The organism is Ensifer sp. R-19, assembly GCF_049905105.1.
Classification (GTDB): Bacteria; Pseudomonadota; Alphaproteobacteria; order Rhizobiales; family Rhizobiaceae; genus Ensifer.
Genome location: NZ_CP184569.1, coordinates 2,642,771 through 2,662,688 on the forward strand (window position 1 = coordinate 2,642,771; position 19,918 = coordinate 2,662,688).

Sequence of the window (19,918 nt, forward strand, 5' to 3'; positions counted from 1 at the left end):
CTGCATGTTTCCTTTAATCGTAGCCGATTGAAGGACAAAAACATGCAGCAATTCAAAGTGCTACAGCGACCTTTGCGCGTCAGTAAGACGCGTGGCGCTGTAGGGCCCGCCGCAGGCGAAAGACGCGCTTCGCCCGACATAGCAAGTTTGAAAAACACCGGCAGCGGCTTAAACTCGGCGACCGAGCTTCCAGCAGGAAGTTCGTCCGCCCTTTCCTGACCCGCCGGCCGAACATACGGATGTCGTTCGGGAAAGTTGCTTCCCCTGGAGGTGTGGCATGCCCAACAAACCCAGCATTGTCTTCGCACATGGCCTCTGGGCCGACGGATCCTGTTTCAGCAAGGTCATCGAACTGCTGGTTGCCGACGGCTACGAAGTGATCGCGACGCAAAACCACTTGAATACCGTCGCCGACGACGCCGCGGCAGTTCGCACGTCGCTGGGCCGTGTGCGCGGTCCGGTTGTTCTGGTCGGACATTCCTATGGAGGTACCGTCATCACCGCTTCGGGCACCGATGATCGCGTCAAGGCGCTCGTCTATATCTGCGCGCTGGCGCCGGAGAACGGTGAAACGACGGCGGCCGACCAGACAAAATTCCCCCAGGCCCCCGTCTTCCAGCATATCGAGGTGGCGGACGGCCGGCTGTTTCTTCGTCCTTCGGGGATCCCGGAATTCGCCGGCGATCTGCCTGAAGCAGAACAGAGGCTCGTCTGGGCCACGCAGATGGGGCCACTGGCAGACCTGTTCGATCAACCCGTTCCGGGTGCGGCGTGGAAAACAAAGCCGACATACTACATCGTCGGTACCGAAGACCGGACAGTTCAGCCCGACCTGCAACGCTTCCTCGCCAAGCGCATGAATGCAAAGGTGACGGAACTGGCCTCTAGCCACGTCCCGATGCTGTCTCAACCCCGCCGCGTCTACGAGGTGATCCGCGAGGCCGCCGACAGGGTGCAGCAATCGGCCGGATAATGTCTGCCTGCCGTTCCGTTCGATTGATACGCTCTGGACCAGTCAAGCGGGCGCCGTCGAATGACGGCGCTGTTGGCGACTGGATCGATGGTGAGGCTGGCGAGGTTAGTCTCGCGCACGCATCGGCAAGGCGACGTTCCCGCCGCGTGCGAATACTGGGACGCAACGGGTACGATCACCTACGGCGGACTTCGTTGAAGGGGTATCGCGACGCTGTGTCGATCGCAGTCGGACACATCAACTACCTGCATTGGGAGCCCGAAACGATCGCCGTGCGGGTGCACGGAGACTCGCCGTGATCCGCTATTGCGCGCAGCTTGAAGTGATCTTCGGCGGGCACAAAGTGCCGCTCAGTGCCTACTGGCACACGGACACGTATGAATGCAGAGACGGGCAATGGATGGTGGTCTGGTCGCAGGCAACTGCCGTTCAATAGCGAACGGCCCACCTGTTCCTCAAGCCTCTGCCATGAACGCGAAGGGTCCGATTTCGGCTGGCCAAGAGACGCCGAGGCGACGCGCGATCAAATCGCGTCGCGCTCCGTGCGCAGATTGGAGACGACGCGGCGGTTCTGTACCTTGCAGGAGCGCTCCGTGCAGTCGCGCACCTCGCGGTCGTTTCCATACCCCTTGGCCCACATGCGGTTTGGGTCCACGCCCTTCGAGGCGAGATAGGCCATCGCTGCATCGGCGCGCTGCTGCGACAACGTGGCCATCTTCGATGCGGAGCCGCTGTCGTCGGAAAAGCCCTGCAGCTTGACGAGCCAGCGCGGGTTGCTGTTGAGCCAGATGGCCTGCTTGTCCAAGGTTGCCTTGGCGACGGGATCGAGCGTGGCCGAGTCCTGGGTGAAATAGGTCCGGCGGCCGACATTGAGGATGAAATCCTCTTCGCTGCCGGCCGAGACAGTCTCGAAGCCGGGCGCCGGATCGTCGGTTTTTCCGGTCATCGGCACCACGGTCGGTTCTTCGACCGCGGCAATCTCGGTGGTGTTGCAGGCGGTCAGCGTCAGCAGAATGGCCGCAGCAGAAAGCAGCCTCGTATATCCGGGCGTAGCGGGCATCGGGGTGGTATTCCTCATTCGACCTGGGTTGCGACCGGGGTTGCTTGGCTGACCTCGGGGGCCTTGTCGGCAATGTGCGGCAGGACTTGCACGGCGGTGCCGATGGGGCACCGCTGATAAAGATCGATCGCGTCCTCGTTGAACATGCGGATGCAGCCGCTGGAAGCATCCTTGCCGATGCTGCCCGGCTCCAGCGTACCGTGGAAGCGATAGCCGGTATCGACGCCATCACGAAGCAGGTACATGGCGCGCGGGCCAAGCGGGTTCTTCGGCGAGCCCCCCTCGACGAACTCAGGCAGTTCGGGGTGACGCTCGCGCATTTCCGGCGGCGGCGTCCAGCGCGGCCAGAGCGATTTGCGGTCGATCGTAGCGCGGCCATACCATTTGAAGCCCTCGCGCCCGACGCCGACGCCATAGCGGATAGCTGTCTTGTTCTCCATGATCAGGTAGAGAAAATGGTGCCGGGTATCGACGACGACCGTGCCGATCGGCTCGGTGCTGAAATACTTGACGACCTGACGCTGCCATTTCCTGTCGATCTTGGCGAAATTCGTGCTTCGGTAGGTCACGCCATTATCGACTGCGGGGTCGGAAAAATAGGACGCCCCGGCAGCGAAGGCCGGTTTCTGGGCTGCGCCTGCGCTAAGCAGCGCCAAACCACCAAGCATAATATCCCTGCGGGTGCATTCCATCGGCAATATCCCCCGAAAAGCCAAGCAGCGAGCCGCAGTAAATCAGATTTTTCATTTGCCACAACGGAAAATTATCAGGCACCGATTCTTTCAATGACTGTTTTGCAAGAAGCGTTTCGCCGATAGTTGCAGACTATCACGCGATTTTGCCTGCTCTGCAGGTCTAGGGGATAGGGTCTATCGCCGGATCGATCGCCCCCGTGAGCAACACCGGCAAGTGACGCTTGCGAAGCGCCATAATCGATTGGCTCTTCTCAGTAGTCGCAACAATGGCACATTGGTTATTGTCGAATTTGACAACATTGGGTGACGACATTTGGGCGAACATACCCTCGCGGCATCTTGGGAACCAAGGCAGCGGTTGTCGATCACGTCACCTGCAACAGGCTCGTTGGCGAGTGCGGTCCTAAAGCCTGTCGCGCAAAAGTGCGCAGCGGTTTTGCGATAACGACACGCGAAATATCAAAAACTTGAAGCGCAAGGAGCGAATCTGAAAGATCGCGACGCGCTTTAGTTGGCCCTGATGTCCCGCGCCTGGCCCGATTCTCTCAGCTCTTCGACCGTCTTGCCGAGGCAGCTTCCGCCCTGTTCGGTGCCTACGGCCTTTGCCCCTCCGCCCAGGGTAATCGTCCCGGCGAAGTTGTCCGAGGCCAAGTAGGTCGCCGTGCCATCGGCCGTTACCTTCGACAGGTAAAAGGCATGCTGCGTGCCCTTGTATTCGCAGGCGACAGCGAACGGAAACTGATCGAACAGATTACCCTCCGCGAGGGCAACGGATCCGAAAGCTTGAGCGCTGGCCGCAACCAGCAGCAGTGTCAGAGATTTGGACATATTCGTAGAGCGTATGCGCACCATCGATCCCCCCAACCCGGTATAGATAAGGTGTCCGTCGGAAAGGATGGTGACGCCAAGCTCCCGCTTTGACAAGCCCGACAGGCTGCATTCGAACTCGGCAATGTTCGACCGCAGGTGGGCTGTCAACTCCGGCCAAGAGAACGGCGCGCGAACGCGGCTGCCGGCGAACCGCCGGCTTGGCAAATTCTCTGAGCGGTCGTCAGGCCGGGTGGCTGAAGCGCGCGATCTGCGCACCCTTCATCAGGTTGCGGAAGTTCGATCCGCTCATGTGCACCAGCGTCCTGTGGTCGCCGCCCTCGAAGTAGACGTCGTTTACGTCGCCCAGACTTTCGTCGAGCAACACCGGTACGTCATAGGCCGAGCCGATGGGCGGCACCGCGCCGATATCGCAATCGGCGAAGAGGTTGCAGACTTCCTCTTCCGAAGCGAGACCGAGGCGCCGGTCCATCACGTCCTGCAAGGTGGAGAGCTCAACCCGGTGCGTGCTCGGCACAACGGCAAGCACGTACCCCATCTCGTGGTGGACGACCACGGACTTGGCAAGCCTGCTGCCGGGCACATGTGCCGCTCTCGCCGTCTGGCTGGTGGTGGCTGTGCGGTGATGGGCGACGGTGTCATAGGCGACACCCGCACCATCGATATAGTCTTGTAGTTTTCTGGCGATCGTCATCGTCGACACCCCTTCTTCCGTGGTGGCGCGGAAAGGTTATTGTCCTCCCATCCACCACGAAGTCAACGACGGACGGGACCGACGATCAGCGCTCGTCCTTCAGCATAGCAAAGGCCTGGTCACGCGCCGACATCTGGGCGACCGGCAGCGGCCAGGCGATCGCGAGCCGCGGATCCAGGGCATTGAGCCCGCCCTCGGCATCGGGCGCATAGGGTTTGTCGTGCAAATAAATCAGCTCACAATCAGCGGAAAGCGTCTGGAATCCATGCGCGAAACCACCGGGGATCATCATCGACCGGCCGTTCTCGGCGCTCAGCACCTCGCCATGCCACTGAAGATAGGTCGGAGAGTCCGGCCGCATATCGACGGCGACATCGAAGATTTTGCCCGCGAGACAGGAGACAAATTTCGTCTCGTCATGCGGCGCGCGCTGGAAATGCATGCCGCGAACCGTGCCTGCCACCCGCGTAAGCGTATGATTGATCTGGGCAATAGAGCCGCCGGCGCCAAAATCGGCGAGTTCCTCGCGGCAGAAGAAACGTGAAAAGAAGCCGCGGTCGTCGCCAAAGCGCTGGCGTTCGACAACAACGAGACCCGACAGGGGTGTAGGAATACGGTCAAAACGCGACATTGAAACTTCCACGAGTGAGCGAGGCGCCCCCGCTTTCCCCCCTTAAGAAACCGGCCTTGACCGTATTTGCAATTGTCGACATGAAAGCGTTCACAGGAAAGCGTTACGAATCGACGAGGCTGCAAGATCGCGAATCGTGACCTGCGGCGTATCCGAATAAAGGGTAGCAGTTATGGCAGCAGCAGACGATCGTCTCGCATTCGAGGCTCACAAGAAGGAAATGTCGCTCGCGCTCGGCAAGGACGAGGACGCCTTTCGCCAGTCGCTCGAGACATTGGTGACGCTCGACAAATACGACTATGCCTATCTCTGGTCGTTCATGGGCGTGCCGATCATCCAGATGCCGGCCGATGTCATGGCAACCCAGGAAGTGATCTGGAACACCAAGCCGGACGTCATCATCGAAACGGGCGTCGCCCGCGGCGGTTCGGTGATCTTCATGGCCGCGATGCTGCAACTGATCGGCAAGGGCAAGGTCATCGGCGTCGATATCGACATCCGTGCGCACAATCGGGATTCGATCGAAAAGCATCCGATGTCGTCGCGCATCACACTGATCGAAGGCCCCTCGACGGCGGCCGAGACGCTGGCGAAGGTGAAGGCGGAAATTCCTGAGGGCGCCTCGGTCATGGTCGTGCTCGACAGCGACCACAGCCGCGACCACGTGCTGGATGAACTGCGCACCTATGGCCCGCTGGTCACCGAAGGCCAGTACATGGTGGTGGCGGATACGGTCCTTGGATGGGCCGATTCATCGCAAACACCCACCAAACGCTCGAAAATCTGGCGCGCCGGCGACGAGCCCTATGCGGCGCTCAAGGCGTATATGGAAGAATCGACCCGCTTCGAGACCGATGAGGCCCTGAACGGCAAGCTTGTCCTTTCAAGTTCGCCGCGCGGCTATCTTCGCTGCATCGAAAAGTAGGGGCACGAAAAGAGCGGCTCGACCAGGCCTTCGTGCCGCTCGCCAACTCTCGATCGCGAAAACACGAACACTAGGCAAGTACCGGATGACTCGGAATATTGTCATCTCACAATCCATGTACTTTCCTTGGGTTGGGATGCTGGAGCAGATCAAACTGGCGGACGTGTTCGTCCACTACGACGATGTGCAGTTCTCGCGCGGCAGCTTCACAAACCGCGTACAGATCAAGACCCAGAACGGCGTCCGCTGGCTGACCGTGCCCTTGAAAGACCTTCGCATGGGGCAGCGGATCGATGAAGTGCTGATCGACAATCGAGACGACTGGCGGGCCCGCCACCGCGATATCCTCCGGCAGGCCTATATGAAGGCCCCCTTCGCCAAGGATATGCTGGAACTGGTCGACGATGTGTTCGCAAAGGACGCATCGACGATTGCGGATGTTGCACGCAATTCCATGCTCGCGCTTGCTGCCTACTTCAATCTGGACAGACCGAAGTTCGTCTCGTCGGACACGCTGACCATTGGCGGTGCGAGCAGCGAGAGAGTATACGACATCACTGCGCATCTCGAAGGGACGGTTTACATCACCGGCCACGGCGCACGGAACTATCTCGATCACGATCTCTTCAATCGCAACGGAATATCGGTTCAGTACATGAACTACGAACGTACACCCTACCCGCAGATGCACGGAGAGTTCACCCCTTATGTGACGGCATTGGACCTCGTCGCCAATTGCGGTACCAAGGGCGCAAGTGTCGTGCATTCCGGAACTGTCGATTGGAGGGAGTTTACCAAGTGAAATCCGAGAACCTGGATAACGTGGCGTCGGAATATCTTCCAAACGCAGTCACATCGATCGAGAACAATCTCATTCTCAACTGGTATCCGCAGCGCATGGTCGAACGCTTTGGCAAATGCCAATCGCTGCTCGATCTTGGAATTGGCCACGGCTACACCCCTCACCTTTTCAACAAGGTCTGCGACCGCCACGTAATCGTGGAAGGCTCGCAGTTCGTCATTGATCTTTTCAAGAAGAACAGCCCGGACTTTTCCGGCGAGATCGTCTTCTCCTATTTCGAAGACTTCGAAACGGAAGAGCGCTTCGACGTCATCATCATGGGTTTCGTTCTCGAGCATGTCGACGATCCGGGCCTCGTCCTCGACCGGTTCCGGCGCTTCCTGAAACCCAATGGCCGTCTGTTCGCCGCGGTGCCGAATGCCAAGTCGTTGAACAGACGACTGGGCGTGGAACTCGGCAAGATCGACGACATCTACAGCCTGAACGCCAACGATCTGGCGCTCGGCCACAAGCGCCAATATTGCCGGGACACTTTCCGCGCCGAACTCGAAAATCATGGCTTCCGCGTGGTGCACGAGGAAGGCATCTATCTGAAGCCTTTGCCATTGCCCGTGTTGCAGACGCTGCCCGATTTCGAGGCCAATCTGCATGCCATGCTCAAGGTCGGCATTGAGTTCCCCGATCTTTGCGTCGGCCTGTTGATGGAAGCAGAACTGGCATGAAGACCGCCGCCATCATCGGCACGCGCTCGATGTTGGGGGGCCAGCTTGTCGCGCGCCTGCGGAACATGGGCGTCGAGACCATCAGTGTCGGCCGGGCGAAGACAGATGACATCTTCTTCGACATCGAAGGCGGCTCGGCAAAGGCACCGGATGGCCTGACCGCGGACGTGCTGTTCCATTGTGCAGCGAGCTTCGCCGACGACGGTCCATCGGGGACACAGCAAAACTTTGCGGCAAATGCCGCAAGCGCGCTTCACGTCGCCGAGCTCGCCAAACGGCTGCAGACCAGGGCGGTCATATACGCCGGATCGCTTTCCTCGGACGCGACGCTGGATGCGGCACCCCTGACATCCTACGGACTCACCAAGCAACTGGCAGAGCAAATGCTGGAATGGAGCTCGCAGAAACTGGGCTTTCGCTTCTGCAGCCTTCGCTTCTCGCAGCTTTATGACGTGGAGGGCCGCTGCTGCGCCCACCAGCCGTGGATGGGGCGTATCATCGCCTACGCGTCCCGTGGGCTCGACCTTCGCATGCCTGCTTCCCATGGTGTGCGCAACTTCCTGCACGTGCAGGACGCGGCAGATATGATGATCCGCGCGGCCGAAACGGGCATATCCGGTGTTTGCAATGCGGTTCACACGGAGGCGATGACCTGCGACAGGATCGCTGAAATCGCCTATGAAACCTTTGGGCTCGGGGGCAATGTCGTGATCGCGGCGGAGAAGGCTCCCTTTCGGAAGGTGAATTTTCCTGATGGTGCGGAAACACTGGCCGAGTTGGGCATGCCGCCTCTGATCACGATGCGAGACGGGATTGCCATGATCAAATCAGCCGGAACCGCCGAAGCATTCGGCCCGATGGACGTCAAGTAATGCACGACGACACAAAGCAATCGAAACAGCCGATTACGGTCGTGGTGACTGCGGTAGGCGCAATCATCGGCCAGGGTATCGTCGCGTCGCTCCGCCGATTGGAAGCACCGATCCGTATCATCGGCATCGATCGTGATGCCAATGGCATCGGTCGACACTTCTGCGACGACTTCGTCGCCAAGCCATCATGCGATGAGACCTCTCCCGTATATCTGGAGTTCTGGCTGGAACTGCTTCGGCGAGAAAACGTCGCACTGGTGCTACCCGGCCTGGAACTCGATGTCCTGTTCTTCAATGACAACCGTGCATGCTTCGAGGCGACCGAGACGCGCGTCGTCTTGAACAGCTCGCCGCTGATCGCGCTGGCGCAGGACAAATGGGACATGGGCGAGGCACTGCTGCAAGCGGACCTTCCGGCCATTCCGAGCACGCTTAGCCGCAGCCTGGAAGCTTGCACCCGCGAGCTCGGCCCCTTGCCGCTGCTGCTGAAGCCCCGTCGCGGCAACGGCTCCCGGGGAATAGCACTCCTGCGGGACGCGGCCGATTTCGATTATTGGACCCTGAAGAGCGCGGACGATTTCCTCATCCAGAAATTTGTGGGCAGCAACGACCAGGAATACACGGTCGGCGCGTTCGGATTTGGTGATGGCACGACGCTGCCGCCGATCGTCTTCAAGCGCAAGCTGTCCGTCGCCGGCAACACCCAATATGCCGAAGTCGTCGACGAGCCGCTCCTGACCGAGGCCGTGCGCAGGCTATCGCAACACTTCAAGCCGCTCGGACCGACGAACTATCAGTTCCGGCTGGAAGGCACGATCCCCTACCTGCTCGAAATCAATCCTCGCTTCTCGAGCAGTACCTCACTGCGTGCCGCCTTCGGCTACAACGAGGCGGCGATGGCGCTCGACTACTACGTTTACGGGAGAAAACCCGAAGCACCGGAGATCAAGACGGGCCGGGCCTGGCGCTACTCCGAGGACCTGGTGGTTCTATGATCGCCATCATTTCCGATATTCATGGCAACCTTCCCGCACTCGAGGCGGTGCTCGCACGCATCGACGAACTCGGCTGCAGCTCGATCCTGTCGCTGGGTGACGTCGTCGGATACTACGCTCAGCCGGGCGAGTGCGTAGACGTGCTGAAGGCACGCGGCATCGCAAACATCCTGGGCAATCACGATTATTACATCGTCAGCGGAGAAGGCTGCCCGCGATCGAAGATGGTCAATGACATCATCGAGTACCAGAGAGGCATCATTTCGGCCGATCAACGCGCCTGGCTCGCCGGATCGCAAACCTACGTCGTCGATGGATCGACCTATTTCGTTCACGGCAGCTGGCAGGATCCGATCGACGAATATCTCTACAAGGTTTCGGAGGCGCAGTTTCCCGACGGCTGCGAACGGCTTTTTGCCGGACACACCCATGTGCAGGTGCGCCTGGAGATCGGCGGCAAGGTCTTCTGCAATCCCGGCTCGGTCGGGCAACCGCGCGACGGCGACCCGCGCGCCGCCTTTGCGACGCTCTCGCCGGCAGGCATCGAACTCCACCGTGTCGCCTACGACATCGACAGGACGGCCCACCACATGCGGCAGGCGGGCTTCCCGGAGCGCTTTTACGAAAACCTCTATCTCGGCGCGCAGATCGGCGGCCGGATTGACAAGATCGTTGCCGCAGACGCAACCAACGACCGATCGGCTTGAGCACAGGCGACCCACATGACGAAACCTCGCATTCTCTACACCAAGCCCTCAATCACCGAACGCGAAGTCGCCTATGCCACCGATGCAGCGGCGAACGGCTGGGGCGAGCGCTGCTACGATTACATCAATCGCTTCGAGTCTGCCTTTGCCGCACATCTCGATGTCACCCATGCGATTTCGACATCGAGCTGCACCGGCGCGCTGCACATGGGCCTTGCCGCTCTCGGCGTCGGGCCGGGTGATGAAGTCATCCTGGCTGACACGAACTGGACCGCATCCGCCGCCCCGATCGTCCACCTCGGAGCAAAACCGGTCTTCGTCGATGTGCTCGCCGACAGCTGGTGCATCGACCCTGACAAGGCCGAAGCGGCCATCACGCCGAAGACCAAGGCGATCATGGCCGTGCATATCTACGGCAATCTCTGCGACATGGACCGCCTGCTCGAAATCGGCACGCGGCACAACATCCCCGTTGTCGAAGACGCAGCCGAAGCACTCGGATCGGAATGGCGCGGACGCAAGGCCGGTTCGCTCGGCGCCTTCGGCGCATTTTCCTTCCACGGCACCAAGACCATGACGACGGGCGAAGGCGGCATGTTCGTCACCAGTGACAGCAAGCTCTATGAAAAGGTGCTGACCCTTTCCAATCACGGCCGGGCACGCGGACAAAAGAAACAGTTCTGGCCGGACGAAGTCGGGTTCAAGTACAAGATGTCGAACCTTCAGGCGGCCGTCGGCCTGGCGCAGATCGAACGCGTCAACGAACTGGTCGAGCGCAAGCGCGAGATCTTCTACGCCTACAGGGAACAGCTCGCGGGCGTGAACTCCATCTCCATGAATCCGGAACCGGAAGACACGAAGAACGGCTTCTGGATGCCGACGGTCGTCTTCGCGCCGGAAACCGACGTCACGCGCGAGAAGCTTCAGGGTGCTTTCGCCGCCGAAAACATCGACGCCCGCGTCTTCTTCTGGCCGCTGAGCTCGCTGCCGCCCTTCGAAGGTGCGTCGGCAAACACCGTTGCCTATGACCTTCCCGGCCGGGCGATCAATTTGCCGAGCTATCACGACATGACGTCTGACGAGATCGGCCGGGTCGTGCAGGTCCTGCGCGACTGCGCAGCACATTGATGGCCGAACTCAGCGAAGCGATAAGGCAGACCGGAATTTCTGCCTGAGCGCCCGTTTGTGCGTCTTGAACCAGGGGGCGACCCGGAGGTCCATGTGCAGCTCAAGCGCGCGCTTCATCGCCTTCAGCTCGGCGGCCGACCATTGTCGTTCTGCAATCATCTCAAGTGCAATTCGTTTGTAGCGCCTGCGCGCTTCCAGCAGGTCTAGCGGCGGCAGGTGGTAGTCGGCCTGGCGCTTGATGCGCTGAATGAAACGCCCTTCCTGTGACAGGGCGACCGCATTGTCGAAAATCGCAGGCAGCAGCGCGAGATGGTCCGCAGCCCACGCGAACCCGTAGTCGGGAAGACGCCGCAGGGCCACGCCTGTGGCCTCTCGGCGCCATAGGCCGTAGAACCAGCTCGGGTGGCAGCCGAGAAGGATGTCGCGAATGCGCAGCGCTCGCTCCCCCGATAGCTGAGACGGCAGGCCGTAAAGTCGCTCGATCCGCTCCGGCAGCTCTACTATCCTCAACACCGGCGAAACGGCAAGCGAGGCATGCGGCTCCCTGTCCAACGCCGCGACGAGACCGGCAATGTGGTTCGGATCGGCAAGGTCATCGTCGGCACGCCAGCAGAAATAAGGAGCGCTGCTCATAGCGTGCGCTCTGTGGAAGTTCTCAGTTGCCGAAACCGTCTCACGGTAGAATACATGCCGAAACCGCGTGTCGGTCTTCACGAAATCCGCGCAGATGTCGGAGGTGCCGTCGGTCGATCCGTTGTCCGAGATGAAGACCTCAAAATCCTCGAACGTTTGGTCCCGAAGGCAGGCGAGGCACTCAGCGATGAAATCCGCGCCGTTATACGTTGGCAGCCCGATACCCACCCGCGCCATTTCCGTATCCTTCCCGGCAATTGATTGAGCCGGCAAATCGTGCAATGAACCGTGCGCGTCCGCCCCGAAAGTCGCGTTTCCGGCTGTGATAATTCGATCGCCTGGATTGTCAACATCGCACGAGCGATCCACGCGCAAGGTAGCATGGGTTATCTCAACGGGAGGAATGCGTCGCGCGCTGTACGCGCGTCACTGTGAGGTAGCTGCATGAAAGTCGTCATACTCGCCGGTGGTTACGGCACGCGCATCTCGGAAGAGAGCCATCTGAGACCCAAGCCGATGATCGAAATCGGCGGGCGGCCGATCCTCTGGCACATCATGAAGATCTATAGCCACTACGGCTTTTCGGATTTCGTGATCTGCCTCGGCTACCGCGGCTACATGATCAAGGAATACTTCTCCAACTACATCCTGCACTCTTCCGACGTCACCTATGACATGGCGACCGGCGAGACACTCTTCCATTCCAACAAGGCCGAGCCGTGGCGCGTGACGCTCGTCGACACCGGCACGGACTCAATGACCGGCGGGCGCCTGAAGCGCGTCGCCGATCACCTGGGCGATACCTTCTGCCTCACTTACGGCGATGGCGTTGCTGACGTGAACATCAAGGCGCTTACCGATTTCCATCGCAGCCACGGCCGCGAAGCGACCGTGACCAGCGTCGTTCCGCCGGGGCGTTACGGCGCGCTTGCCGTCAGCGACGGGCGGGTTCAGAGCTTCATCGAGAAGCCCGCCGGCGACAACAACCGCATCAATGGCGGCTTCTTCGTCCTCAACCGGTCCGTGCTCGATCGCATCGAGGGCGACCACACCTCGTTCGAAACCACGCCGCTCGAAGGCCTGGCCAGTGACGGCCAGTTGATGGCCTTCCCGCATGACGGTTTCTGGCGACCGATGGACACGCTGCGCGACAAGAACCAGCTCGAAGAACTCTGGCAACACGGTTCGGCGCCCTGGAAAGTCTGGTCATGAGCCGGCTTGCCAACCCCGCCTTCTGGGCCGGCAAACGCGTGCTTCTGACGGGCCACACCGGCTTCAAGGGAAGCTGGGCGCGGCTCTGGCTGGCGCAGATGGGCGCCCGCGTTGCCGGCTATGCCTTGCCGCCTGCCGCTGAGCCGTCTCTGCACGCCCTGCTCGGGCCAAGCGAAACCGCAGGCGAACATCTGAGCGATATCCGCGACGGCGATACGCTTGCGACGGCCATCCGCCAGTTCGACCCGGAAATCATCCTGCATATGGCGGCCCAGCCGCTGGTGCGCGAAAGCTACCGGACACCGGCCGAGACCTTCGATGTCAACGTCATGGGCACGGTGCGCCTGCTGGAGGCGGCCCGCACGGCGCCCGCGCTCAGAACGATCGTCGTCGTGACCACCGACAAGGTCTACCGCAACGACGAAAGCGGCCGGCATTTTCCGGAAGAGGCCGCACTCGGCGGCCATGACCCCTACTCCGGCTCGAAGGCTGCCTGCGAACTGGTCGTTTCGACCTGGCGGGATTCGTTCCTGCGCGAGCGCGGCATCCGGGTCGCGACCGCCCGCGGCGGCAATGTGCTGGGCGGTGGCGACTTCTCCGTCGACCGATTGGTCCCCGATATCGTCCGAGCTGCACTATCGGGCGAGATGCTCGATATCCGCAGCCCCATGGCGACCCGGCCCTGGCAGCACGTGCTCGATTGCCTCAACGGTTACTTCGTCTATGCCGAAGCGCTGCACGAGGGCCAAACCGATGTTGCAGCACTGAATTTCGGCCCCTCCCCCGCAGAACGGCAGATCCCCGTGCGCGATGTCGCCGGCGCAATCCAGATCGCCATGGGTCTGCAGACAGGATGGCGCGACAGTTCGTCTGAGGATCGGCCCCGCGAAATGCAGACGCTCGGCCTCGATCCGGCCCTTGCGCTGAAGGCCTTGTCCTGGACCGCGCGGCTCTCGCAGGATCAGGCGATCGCCTGGACCGCGCACTGGTATGACGGCTGGCGTCGCGGCGGCTCCGCCCGCGACCTGACGCTCGGCCAAATCGACGCTTTCATGAGAGGCTAACGACTTCGATGCCCCACAACTGCCGTTTCTGTTCGACGCCGCTCACGACCGTCGTCGCCGACCTGGGATCGACGCCCTGGTCGAATTCGTTCCTGGAGCCGACAGAGGAAGCAATCGCGCGCGAACGCTCGTTTCCTCTGAAGGCCATGGTCTGCTCCGAATGCCTGCTGGTGCAGACAACGGAGACAGTGCCGGCCGACGAGATCTTCACCGACGGTTACGCCTATCTCTCGTCGTTCTCGACCAGTTGGCTGGAGCACGCCCGCCGTTACGCCGAGACCATGACCGAGCGCTTCGGACTCGGCAACGCGTCGCAGGTCGTTGAGATCGCCTCGAATGACGGCTACCTGCTGCAATATTTCGTCGCCAAGGGCGTGCCCGTGCTCGGCGTCGAGCCCGCCGCCAATGCGGCACGGATCGCCGAAGACCGCAACGTTCCGACCGAGGTGGCCTTCTTCGGCCGCGAAACCGCGACGGCGCTCGTCAATCGCGGCATCCGCGCCGACCTGACCGCCGCCAACAACGTGCTGGCGCATGTGCCCGACATCGCGGATTTCGTGGGCGGCTTTGCCATTCTGTTGAAGCCTGACGGCGTGGCGACATTCGAGTTTCCGCATCTGCTGCGTCTCATGGAAGGCGTGCAGTTCGACACGATCTACCACGAACACTATTCCTACCTGTCGCTGGCCGCCGTCGAGCGCATCTTCGCAAACTCGGGCCTGAAGGTCTTCGACGTCGAGGAACTCACGACCCACGGCGGTTCGCTGCGCGTCTTTGCTCAACTGGCCTCCGGTGCGCGCGAAGCGACCGAAAGGCTCGCAGCCGTCCGCGAGAAGGAAGCCGCTGCCGGCCTGATGCGGATGGAAACCTACGCTGCCTTCGACGACCGGATCGCCGCCGTCTGCAAAGGGTTCCAGGAGTTCCTGGCGCGTGCCAAGGCCGAAGGCAAGACGGTGGCCGCCTATGGCGCCGCCGCTAAGGGAAACACCTTCCTCAATGTCTGCGGCGTAAAGCCGGGCGACATTGCCTTCGCGGTCGACCGCAACGATTTGAAGCAGGGCAAGCTGTTGCCGGGCACCCATATTCCGGTGCATGCACCGGCCCATCTCCAGGTTGCGAAGCCCGATTATCTCGTCATCCTGCCGTGGAACCTGACCACGGAAATCGTTGCGGACAATGCCGCCATCCGCGACTGGGGTGGACAGTTCGTCGTTGCAATTCCGGAGCTGAAAATCTTCTGATTCCCGGCGCCGGGCGGAGAAAATGTGGACATGCTTCCGCCCGGACCGCACACCAAGCAGCGAAAATCCATAATGTATGTCGCCTGGGGTTGGTCTGCCCCAAATTTGACGTGTTCAGATTGAAATTCAGCGATGGCGTGGGTTCCAACAGTTGCAAATTAGCACCCTAAGGAGGTGCAATGTCCACTATTGACCTATGCCTTGTCGCCACCCGGCGACCGGACCTGCTTGCCCAGACGCTGGCCAGCTTCCGGGACAGGATCTTTCTCAGGCTCGAGCTGCGCGGCGCCTATCTCAACCTTGATCCGATCTTCGGATCGCCCGAGGATCACAGCGCTTGCGTGGAGATCTTCCGGAGACACTTCCCCGACGGCATCGTCTTCCAGCCGGAGAACCCCGGCTTCTGTGCGGCCGTCGCGAGACTCTGGTCGGCGACCAGCGCCGACTGGGTTTTCCATCTCGAGGACGACTGGATTACCCTGAGGGACATGGGAGAGGAATTGCTGGCCCCCTTTGCCGATCCGGCGACCACCCAGGTGTCATTCCATACGGCGGACCAGAACTGGGATATCCGCCGTAAGGGCCACTTCCACCGGCGAAACGAGTATGCGCGTTTCCTCGGAATCAAGATCCCGCTGTTTCGCACCTTCCCGAAATTCACGACGTCTCCGTCCATCCTTCGCGGCGGCTTTGCGCGCCATTGCGCCGGGCTGATGGATTTTTCCCGCGACCCCGAGAAGCAGTTCTATTCCGGCGTAAATCCGGCAATGGAAACCTACGTCGCCCGGTGCCGGAACTACATCTTCTCGCCTGAGGCCCGCCCGGTCATCAAGGACATCGGGCGGGAATGGCGTGAACAGCGCCGTATCCAGAAGGTGATCACCGACTCGACCTCGATTTGGCGGCAAAGCGCGTAAACGCGTCGGCTCTACTGCATGTTTCCTTCAATCGTACCCGATTAAAGGACAAAAACATGCAGCAATTCAAAGTGCTACAGCGACCTTTGCGCGTCTGATAAGACGCGCGGCGCTGTAGGCGCGGTTCCCTCCCACCAAGGGTTAAGCAAGCGGGATGCTCGTCCCGCTTGCTTTGCTATCGTCACGCGGTTGCAACAGCGTCCTTGCGCTGGAACCCCTTGCTCGCCACCATCAGGCTGCGCGTATAGTCCTCGCCGATGCGCCCGGTGACGAGATCCGCCGAGGACAATCGTTCGACCACGCGTCCACCCTGCATAACCGCCAGCCGGTCGCACATATGGGTGACGACGCCAAGATCGTGGCTGACCATGATGAAGGTGAGCTTGTGGTCACGCCGCACCTGTTCCAACAGGTTCAGCACCTCCGCCTGAACCGAGGCGTCCAGCGCCGAAGTCGGTTCGTCGAGCAGCAGGATCGAGGGCTCGAGGATTAACGCGCGGGCGATAGCGACACGCTGACGCTGACCACCCGAGAGCTGGTGCGGATAGCGGAACCGGAACCCCGACCCGAGACCGACTTCGTCGAGCGCCTTGAGGATGCGGCGTTCGCCGTCCGCCACGCCGTGGATCGCCAGCGGTTCGAGCAGTTGCCGGTCGATCGTCTGGCGCGGATGCAGCGAGCCGTAGGGATCCTGGAACACCATCTGCACGGCGCGATAAAAGGCCTTGTCGCGCTTGGCCCCCTTGAGCACACGATCATGGACCCGGATGGTGCCGCCCGTGACCGGCGCAAGACCGGCGATCGCCCGTAGCAAGGTCGACTTGCCCGATCCGGACTCGCCGACGAGGCCGAGGGATTCGCCCGGCGCAATCTCGACGCTGACGTCGTTCAGCGCCTTGAACTCGTCATAGGTGACGGAGAGGTTCGAAACGGAAACGGCTGATGTCATTGAGCCCACTCCGGCTTGCGGTCGAGAACCGGCAGGGGATGGCGATCGGATCCGATCGCCGGCATGCAGTTCAGCAAACCTTGCGTATAGGGATGCTTGGCATTGGCGAGTTCGGACGCCGCCAGTTCCTCGACGATCCTGCCGGCATACATGACGATCACCCGGTCGCAGAAGGACGAGACCAGGCGCAGGTCGTGCGAGACGAAAATCAGGCCCATGCCGCGCTCGGCAACCAGCTTGTCGAGGATACCAAGCACTTCGAGCTGCACCGTCACGTCGAGCGCCGATGTCGGTTCGTCAGCGATCAAAATTTCTGGCCCCGCAACCAGCATCATGGCGATCATCGCCCGCTGCCCCATGCCGCCCGAAACCTCGTGCGGATAGAGATCGTAGACGCGCTTCGGATCGCGGATCTGCACGGCCGCCAGCATGTCGAGCGCCCGCTCCCGGGCTTCGCCGCGGCTGACACTCTCATGCTGCCTGAGCGTCTCGACGATCTGCCGGCCAATGCTCATGACCGGGTTCAGCGAATATTTCGGGTCCTGAAGGATCATCGCGATGCGCTTGCCCCGGAGGTCCCGACGGACCTTTGGCGATGCGGAGAGCAAATCGATACCGTCAAAGGACAGTTGCTTTGCCGTCACCTGCGCATGACCCGGCGTCAACCCCATGATCGCCCGGCCCGTCTGCGACTTGCCGGAGCCGCTTTCGCCGACGATGCCGAGGCGTTCGCGGCCAAGCGTGAAGGAGACGCCGCGCACGGCCTCGACGAGGCCGGTGCGGGTCGGGAACGAGACCTTGAGGTCTTCTACCGTCAGAAGCGTACTCATTGGCCGCTCTCCCGGGGATCGAGCGCGTCGCGCAGGCCGTCGCCGAGCAGGTTGAAGCCGAGGCTGACGATCAGGATCGCAATGCCGGGCATGGTCGCGACCCACCACTGATCGAGGATGAAGCGGCGGCCCGACGCGATCATCGCACCCCACTCCGGCAAGGGCGGCTGGGCGCCGAGGCCGAGAAAGCCCAAGCCTGCGGCCGTCAGAATGATGCCGGCCATGTCGAGCGTGACGCGCACGATCAGCGACGACATACACATCGGCATCACGTGCCGGAAGACGATGCGGATCGGCGACGCGCCCATGAGCTGCACCGCCGAGATATAGTCCGAGTTGCGCACCGTCAGCGTCTCGGCGCGGGCAATGCGTGCATAAGGCGGCCAGGAGGTGATCGCGATCGCGATGACGGCGTTTTCGATCCCCGGTCCGAGCGCCGCGACGAAGGCGAGCGCCAGCACCAGCTTCGGGAAGGCAAGGAAGATATCGGTGATGCGCATCAGCACCGCATCGACCCAGCCGCCGGCATAGCCGGCGACCGCGCCGACGATCAGGCCGATCGGCGCGGCGATAACAGCGACGAGCAGCACCACGGCAAGCGTCAGCCGCGAACCGTGGATCAGCCGCGAGAGGATGTCGCGACCGAGATCATCGGTGCCAAGCAGGTAACCGGGGCTTCCTGGCGGCTGCAGCCGGGCGTTGGCAAGATCGCCGATATAGGGCGAGTGCGGCGCCAGGACATCGGCGAAGGCCGCAACGAAGACCAGCGCCAGCAGGATGATGAGGCCTAGAACGGCAAGCCTGTTGGCGGCAAAGCGCTGCCAGGTCATGTAGGCGCGGCCGAGACGGGCCTGGGTGCGCGACTGCGGGCGATCGGACAGCAGCCATTCGCGCCGCGTCATCGGGCGTGTCGGGGGACGTGTTTCGGTAACGGTGCTCATCGCTGGCGCGTCCTCGGGTCGAGCGTCCGGTAGAGAAGATCGGACAGGAGATTGATGCCGATGAAGACCGATCCGATGATGATGGTGCCGCCAAGCACGGCGTTCATGTCGGCATTCTGCAGCGAGTTGGTGATGTAGAGGCCAAGGCCCGGCCAGGCGAACACGGTTTCGGTCAGCACCGAGCCTTCAAGCAGGCCGGCATAGGAGAGCGCAATGACGGTCACGAGCGGCACCGCCGCGTTGCGAAGCGCATGGCCCCAAATGATGCGGGTCTCGGACAATCCCTTGGCGCGCGCCGCGACGATGTATTCCTGCTGCAACTCGTTGAGCATGAAGCTGCGCGTCATGCGGCTGATATAGGCGAGCGAGAAGTAACCGAGCAGCGACGCCGGCAGGATGATGTGGCGGAAGACGTCCCACAGCACGTCCCACTGCCGCTGCCAGAGCGCATCGAACAGGTAGAAGCCGGTGATCGGCGTGAACGTATATTCGAAGACGATGTCGATGCGGCCGGGATAGGCGACCCATTTCAGCCGCGCGTAAAAGACGAGCAGCGACAGGAGCGCCAGCCAGAAGATCGGCACCGAGTAGCCGACGAGGCCGATGACGCGGACGATCTGGTCGGCGATGCTGCCGCGCTTGACGGCGGCGAGAACGCCGAGCGGCACGCCGAAGATGGCGCCGATGAGGGTGCCGAGCGTCGCAAGCTCCATGGTCGCCGGGAAGACGCGGCGGATGTCGGTCATGACGGGGTTCGTGGTCAGCACCGAAACGCCGAAATCGCCGGTCAGCGCCTGGCGGACATAGATGAAGAATTGTTGGTAGAGGGGCAGGTTCAGCCCCATCGCCTCGCGCGTCCTTTCGACGACATGCGTCGGCGCCCGGTCGCCGAGAACGGCCAGAACCGGGTCGATCGGGATCACCCGGCCGATGAAGAAGGTGACGGCCAGAAGGCCGAGATAGGTGGTGACGACAACGACAAGAAAGCGCAGCACGGCTGACACGATCTTGCCGGGACGGGCGCGTTTGCGCCCGTCCACTGTCCCTGTTGCGCTCATGCTCAAGGGAACGATCCTTTCGGTTTATTCCTTCGAGACGG

At 61.5% G+C, this 19,918-nt stretch carries 22 protein-coding genes; 12 read left to right on the forward strand and 10 right to left on the reverse strand.

The genetic code is table 11. The features are described 5' to 3' along the window. Positions 1-277 precede the first annotated feature (277 nt). Positions 278-973 carry an alpha/beta fold hydrolase gene (locus tag ACN9MO_RS12950; protein ID WP_058326424.1) on the forward strand — a complete coding sequence of 232 codons (696 nt, stop codon included), beginning with the start codon at positions 278-280 and terminating at the stop codon, positions 971-973. A 523-nt stretch (positions 974-1,496) separates the two neighbouring features. On the opposite strand, the gene ACN9MO_RS12955 is transcribed toward ACN9MO_RS12950, so the two are convergent. The 5 genes from ACN9MO_RS12955 to rfbC all read right to left on the reverse strand — a co-directional run bounded on the left by ACN9MO_RS12955 (position 1,497) and on the right by rfbC (position 4,881). Next, a complete protein-coding gene (locus ACN9MO_RS12955; RefSeq protein ID WP_057249108.1) occupies positions 1,497-2,051 on the reverse strand; it encodes an OmpA family protein in 555 nt (184 codons plus the stop codon). Next, positions 2,048-2,725 carry a L,D-transpeptidase gene (locus ACN9MO_RS12960; protein WP_113132179.1) on the reverse strand — a complete coding sequence of 226 codons (678 nt, stop codon included), beginning with the start codon at positions 2,723-2,725 and terminating at the stop codon, positions 2,048-2,050. The genes ACN9MO_RS12955 and ACN9MO_RS12960 overlap by 4 nt, the downstream gene beginning before the upstream one ends. Positions 2,726-3,235: 510 nt before the next feature. Further along, the gene (locus tag ACN9MO_RS12965; RefSeq protein WP_425985126.1) at positions 3,236-3,580 is read right to left on the reverse strand and encodes a hypothetical protein; all 345 of its coding nucleotides are present in this window, start codon (positions 3,578-3,580) and stop codon (positions 3,236-3,238) included. Positions 3,581-3,779: 199 nt separating this feature from the next. Then, positions 3,780-4,250, reverse strand: a complete 471-nt coding sequence (locus ACN9MO_RS12970; RefSeq protein WP_057249136.1) for an aminoacyl-tRNA deacylase — start codon at positions 4,248-4,250, stop codon at positions 3,780-3,782. Between the two features lie 85 nt (positions 4,251-4,335). Beyond that, positions 4,336-4,881, reverse strand: coding sequence for a dTDP-4-dehydrorhamnose 3,5-epimerase (gene rfbC / locus ACN9MO_RS12975; protein WP_058326427.1), 546 nt, complete (start codon positions 4,879-4,881; stop codon positions 4,336-4,338). A gap of 172 nt (positions 4,882-5,053) precedes the next feature. Between rfbC and ACN9MO_RS12980 the strand changes: the two genes are divergently transcribed. From ACN9MO_RS12980 to ACN9MO_RS13010, 7 genes are all read left to right on the forward strand, one after another. Next, positions 5,054-5,806 (forward strand): CmcI family methyltransferase, encoded by a 753-nt coding sequence (locus ACN9MO_RS12980; RefSeq protein ID WP_113132178.1) that lies wholly within the window; start codon positions 5,054-5,056, stop codon positions 5,804-5,806. Positions 5,807-5,891: 85 nt separating this feature from the next. After that, positions 5,892-6,608: a WbqC family protein gene (locus ACN9MO_RS12985; protein WP_057249104.1), complete on the forward strand. Its 717-nt coding sequence runs from the start codon at positions 5,892-5,894 to the stop codon at positions 6,606-6,608. After that, positions 6,605-7,330 carry a class I SAM-dependent methyltransferase gene (locus ACN9MO_RS12990; protein ID WP_057249103.1) on the forward strand — a complete coding sequence of 242 codons (726 nt, stop codon included), beginning with the start codon at positions 6,605-6,607 and terminating at the stop codon, positions 7,328-7,330. Before ACN9MO_RS12985 ends, ACN9MO_RS12990 begins: the two co-directional genes overlap by 4 nt. Then, positions 7,327-8,202 (forward strand): NAD-dependent epimerase/dehydratase family protein, encoded by an 876-nt coding sequence (locus ACN9MO_RS12995; protein WP_057249102.1) that lies wholly within the window; start codon positions 7,327-7,329, stop codon positions 8,200-8,202. The genes ACN9MO_RS12990 and ACN9MO_RS12995 overlap by 4 nt, the downstream gene beginning before the upstream one ends. Then, complete coding sequence (locus ACN9MO_RS13000) at positions 8,202-9,197, forward strand: ATP-grasp domain-containing protein (RefSeq protein ID WP_057249101.1); 996 nt, start codon at positions 8,202-8,204, stop codon at positions 9,195-9,197. The genes ACN9MO_RS12995 and ACN9MO_RS13000 overlap by 1 nt, the downstream gene beginning before the upstream one ends. Next, positions 9,194-9,904, forward strand: a complete 711-nt coding sequence (locus tag ACN9MO_RS13005; protein WP_058326431.1) for a metallophosphoesterase family protein — start codon at positions 9,194-9,196, stop codon at positions 9,902-9,904. Before ACN9MO_RS13000 ends, ACN9MO_RS13005 begins: the two co-directional genes overlap by 4 nt. Positions 9,905-9,919: 15 nt before the next feature. Beyond that, a complete protein-coding gene (locus ACN9MO_RS13010; protein WP_113132177.1) occupies positions 9,920-11,032 on the forward strand; it encodes a DegT/DnrJ/EryC1/StrS family aminotransferase in 1,113 nt (370 codons plus the stop codon). Positions 11,033-11,041: 9 nt separating this feature from the next. On the opposite strand, the gene ACN9MO_RS13015 is transcribed toward ACN9MO_RS13010, so the two are convergent. Further along, the gene (locus ACN9MO_RS13015) at positions 11,042-11,902 is read right to left on the reverse strand and encodes a glycosyltransferase family 2 protein (protein ID WP_058326432.1); all 861 of its coding nucleotides are present in this window, start codon (positions 11,900-11,902) and stop codon (positions 11,042-11,044) included. 207 nt (positions 11,903-12,109) lie between these two features. Here ACN9MO_RS13015 and rfbF point away from each other — a divergent pair, with 207 nt between their 5' ends. From rfbF to ACN9MO_RS13035, 4 genes are all read left to right on the forward strand, one after another. After that, positions 12,110-12,877, forward strand: a complete 768-nt coding sequence (gene rfbF / locus ACN9MO_RS13020; protein WP_057249097.1) for a glucose-1-phosphate cytidylyltransferase — start codon at positions 12,110-12,112, stop codon at positions 12,875-12,877. After that, complete coding sequence (gene rfbG, locus ACN9MO_RS13025; protein ID WP_057249096.1) at positions 12,874-13,941, forward strand: CDP-glucose 4,6-dehydratase; 1,068 nt, start codon at positions 12,874-12,876, stop codon at positions 13,939-13,941. The genes rfbF and rfbG overlap by 4 nt, the downstream gene beginning before the upstream one ends. A gap of 8 nt (positions 13,942-13,949) precedes the next feature. Beyond that, on the forward strand, positions 13,950-15,182 hold the full coding sequence (locus tag ACN9MO_RS13030) for a class I SAM-dependent methyltransferase (protein ID WP_113132176.1): 1,233 nt from the start codon (positions 13,950-13,952) through the stop codon (positions 15,180-15,182). 179 nt (positions 15,183-15,361) lie between these two features. After that, positions 15,362-16,099 (forward strand): glycosyltransferase family 2 protein, encoded by a 738-nt coding sequence (locus ACN9MO_RS13035; protein WP_425985137.1) that lies wholly within the window; start codon positions 15,362-15,364, stop codon positions 16,097-16,099. 181 nt (positions 16,100-16,280) lie between these two features. Here ACN9MO_RS13035 and ACN9MO_RS13040 read toward each other — a convergent pair whose 3' ends face one another. From ACN9MO_RS13040 to ACN9MO_RS13055, 4 genes are read right to left on the reverse strand one after another with little or no spacing between them, the layout of a single operon-like run. Beyond that, a complete protein-coding gene (locus ACN9MO_RS13040) occupies positions 16,281-17,048 on the reverse strand; it encodes an ABC transporter ATP-binding protein (RefSeq protein ID WP_113132175.1) in 768 nt (255 codons plus the stop codon). After that, a complete protein-coding gene (locus ACN9MO_RS13045; protein WP_113132174.1) occupies positions 17,045-17,878 on the reverse strand; it encodes an ABC transporter ATP-binding protein in 834 nt (277 codons plus the stop codon). Before ACN9MO_RS13045 ends, ACN9MO_RS13040 begins: the two co-directional genes overlap by 4 nt. Next, positions 17,875-18,819, reverse strand: coding sequence for a nickel transporter permease (gene nikC, locus ACN9MO_RS13050; RefSeq protein WP_057249092.1), 945 nt, complete (start codon positions 18,817-18,819; stop codon positions 17,875-17,877). The genes ACN9MO_RS13045 and nikC overlap by 4 nt, the downstream gene beginning before the upstream one ends. Next, positions 18,816-19,877: an ABC transporter permease gene (locus ACN9MO_RS13055; RefSeq protein WP_162733569.1), complete on the reverse strand. Its 1,062-nt coding sequence runs from the start codon at positions 19,875-19,877 to the stop codon at positions 18,816-18,818. The genes nikC and ACN9MO_RS13055 overlap by 4 nt, the downstream gene beginning before the upstream one ends. Between the last annotated feature and the right edge of the window lie 41 nt (positions 19,878-19,918).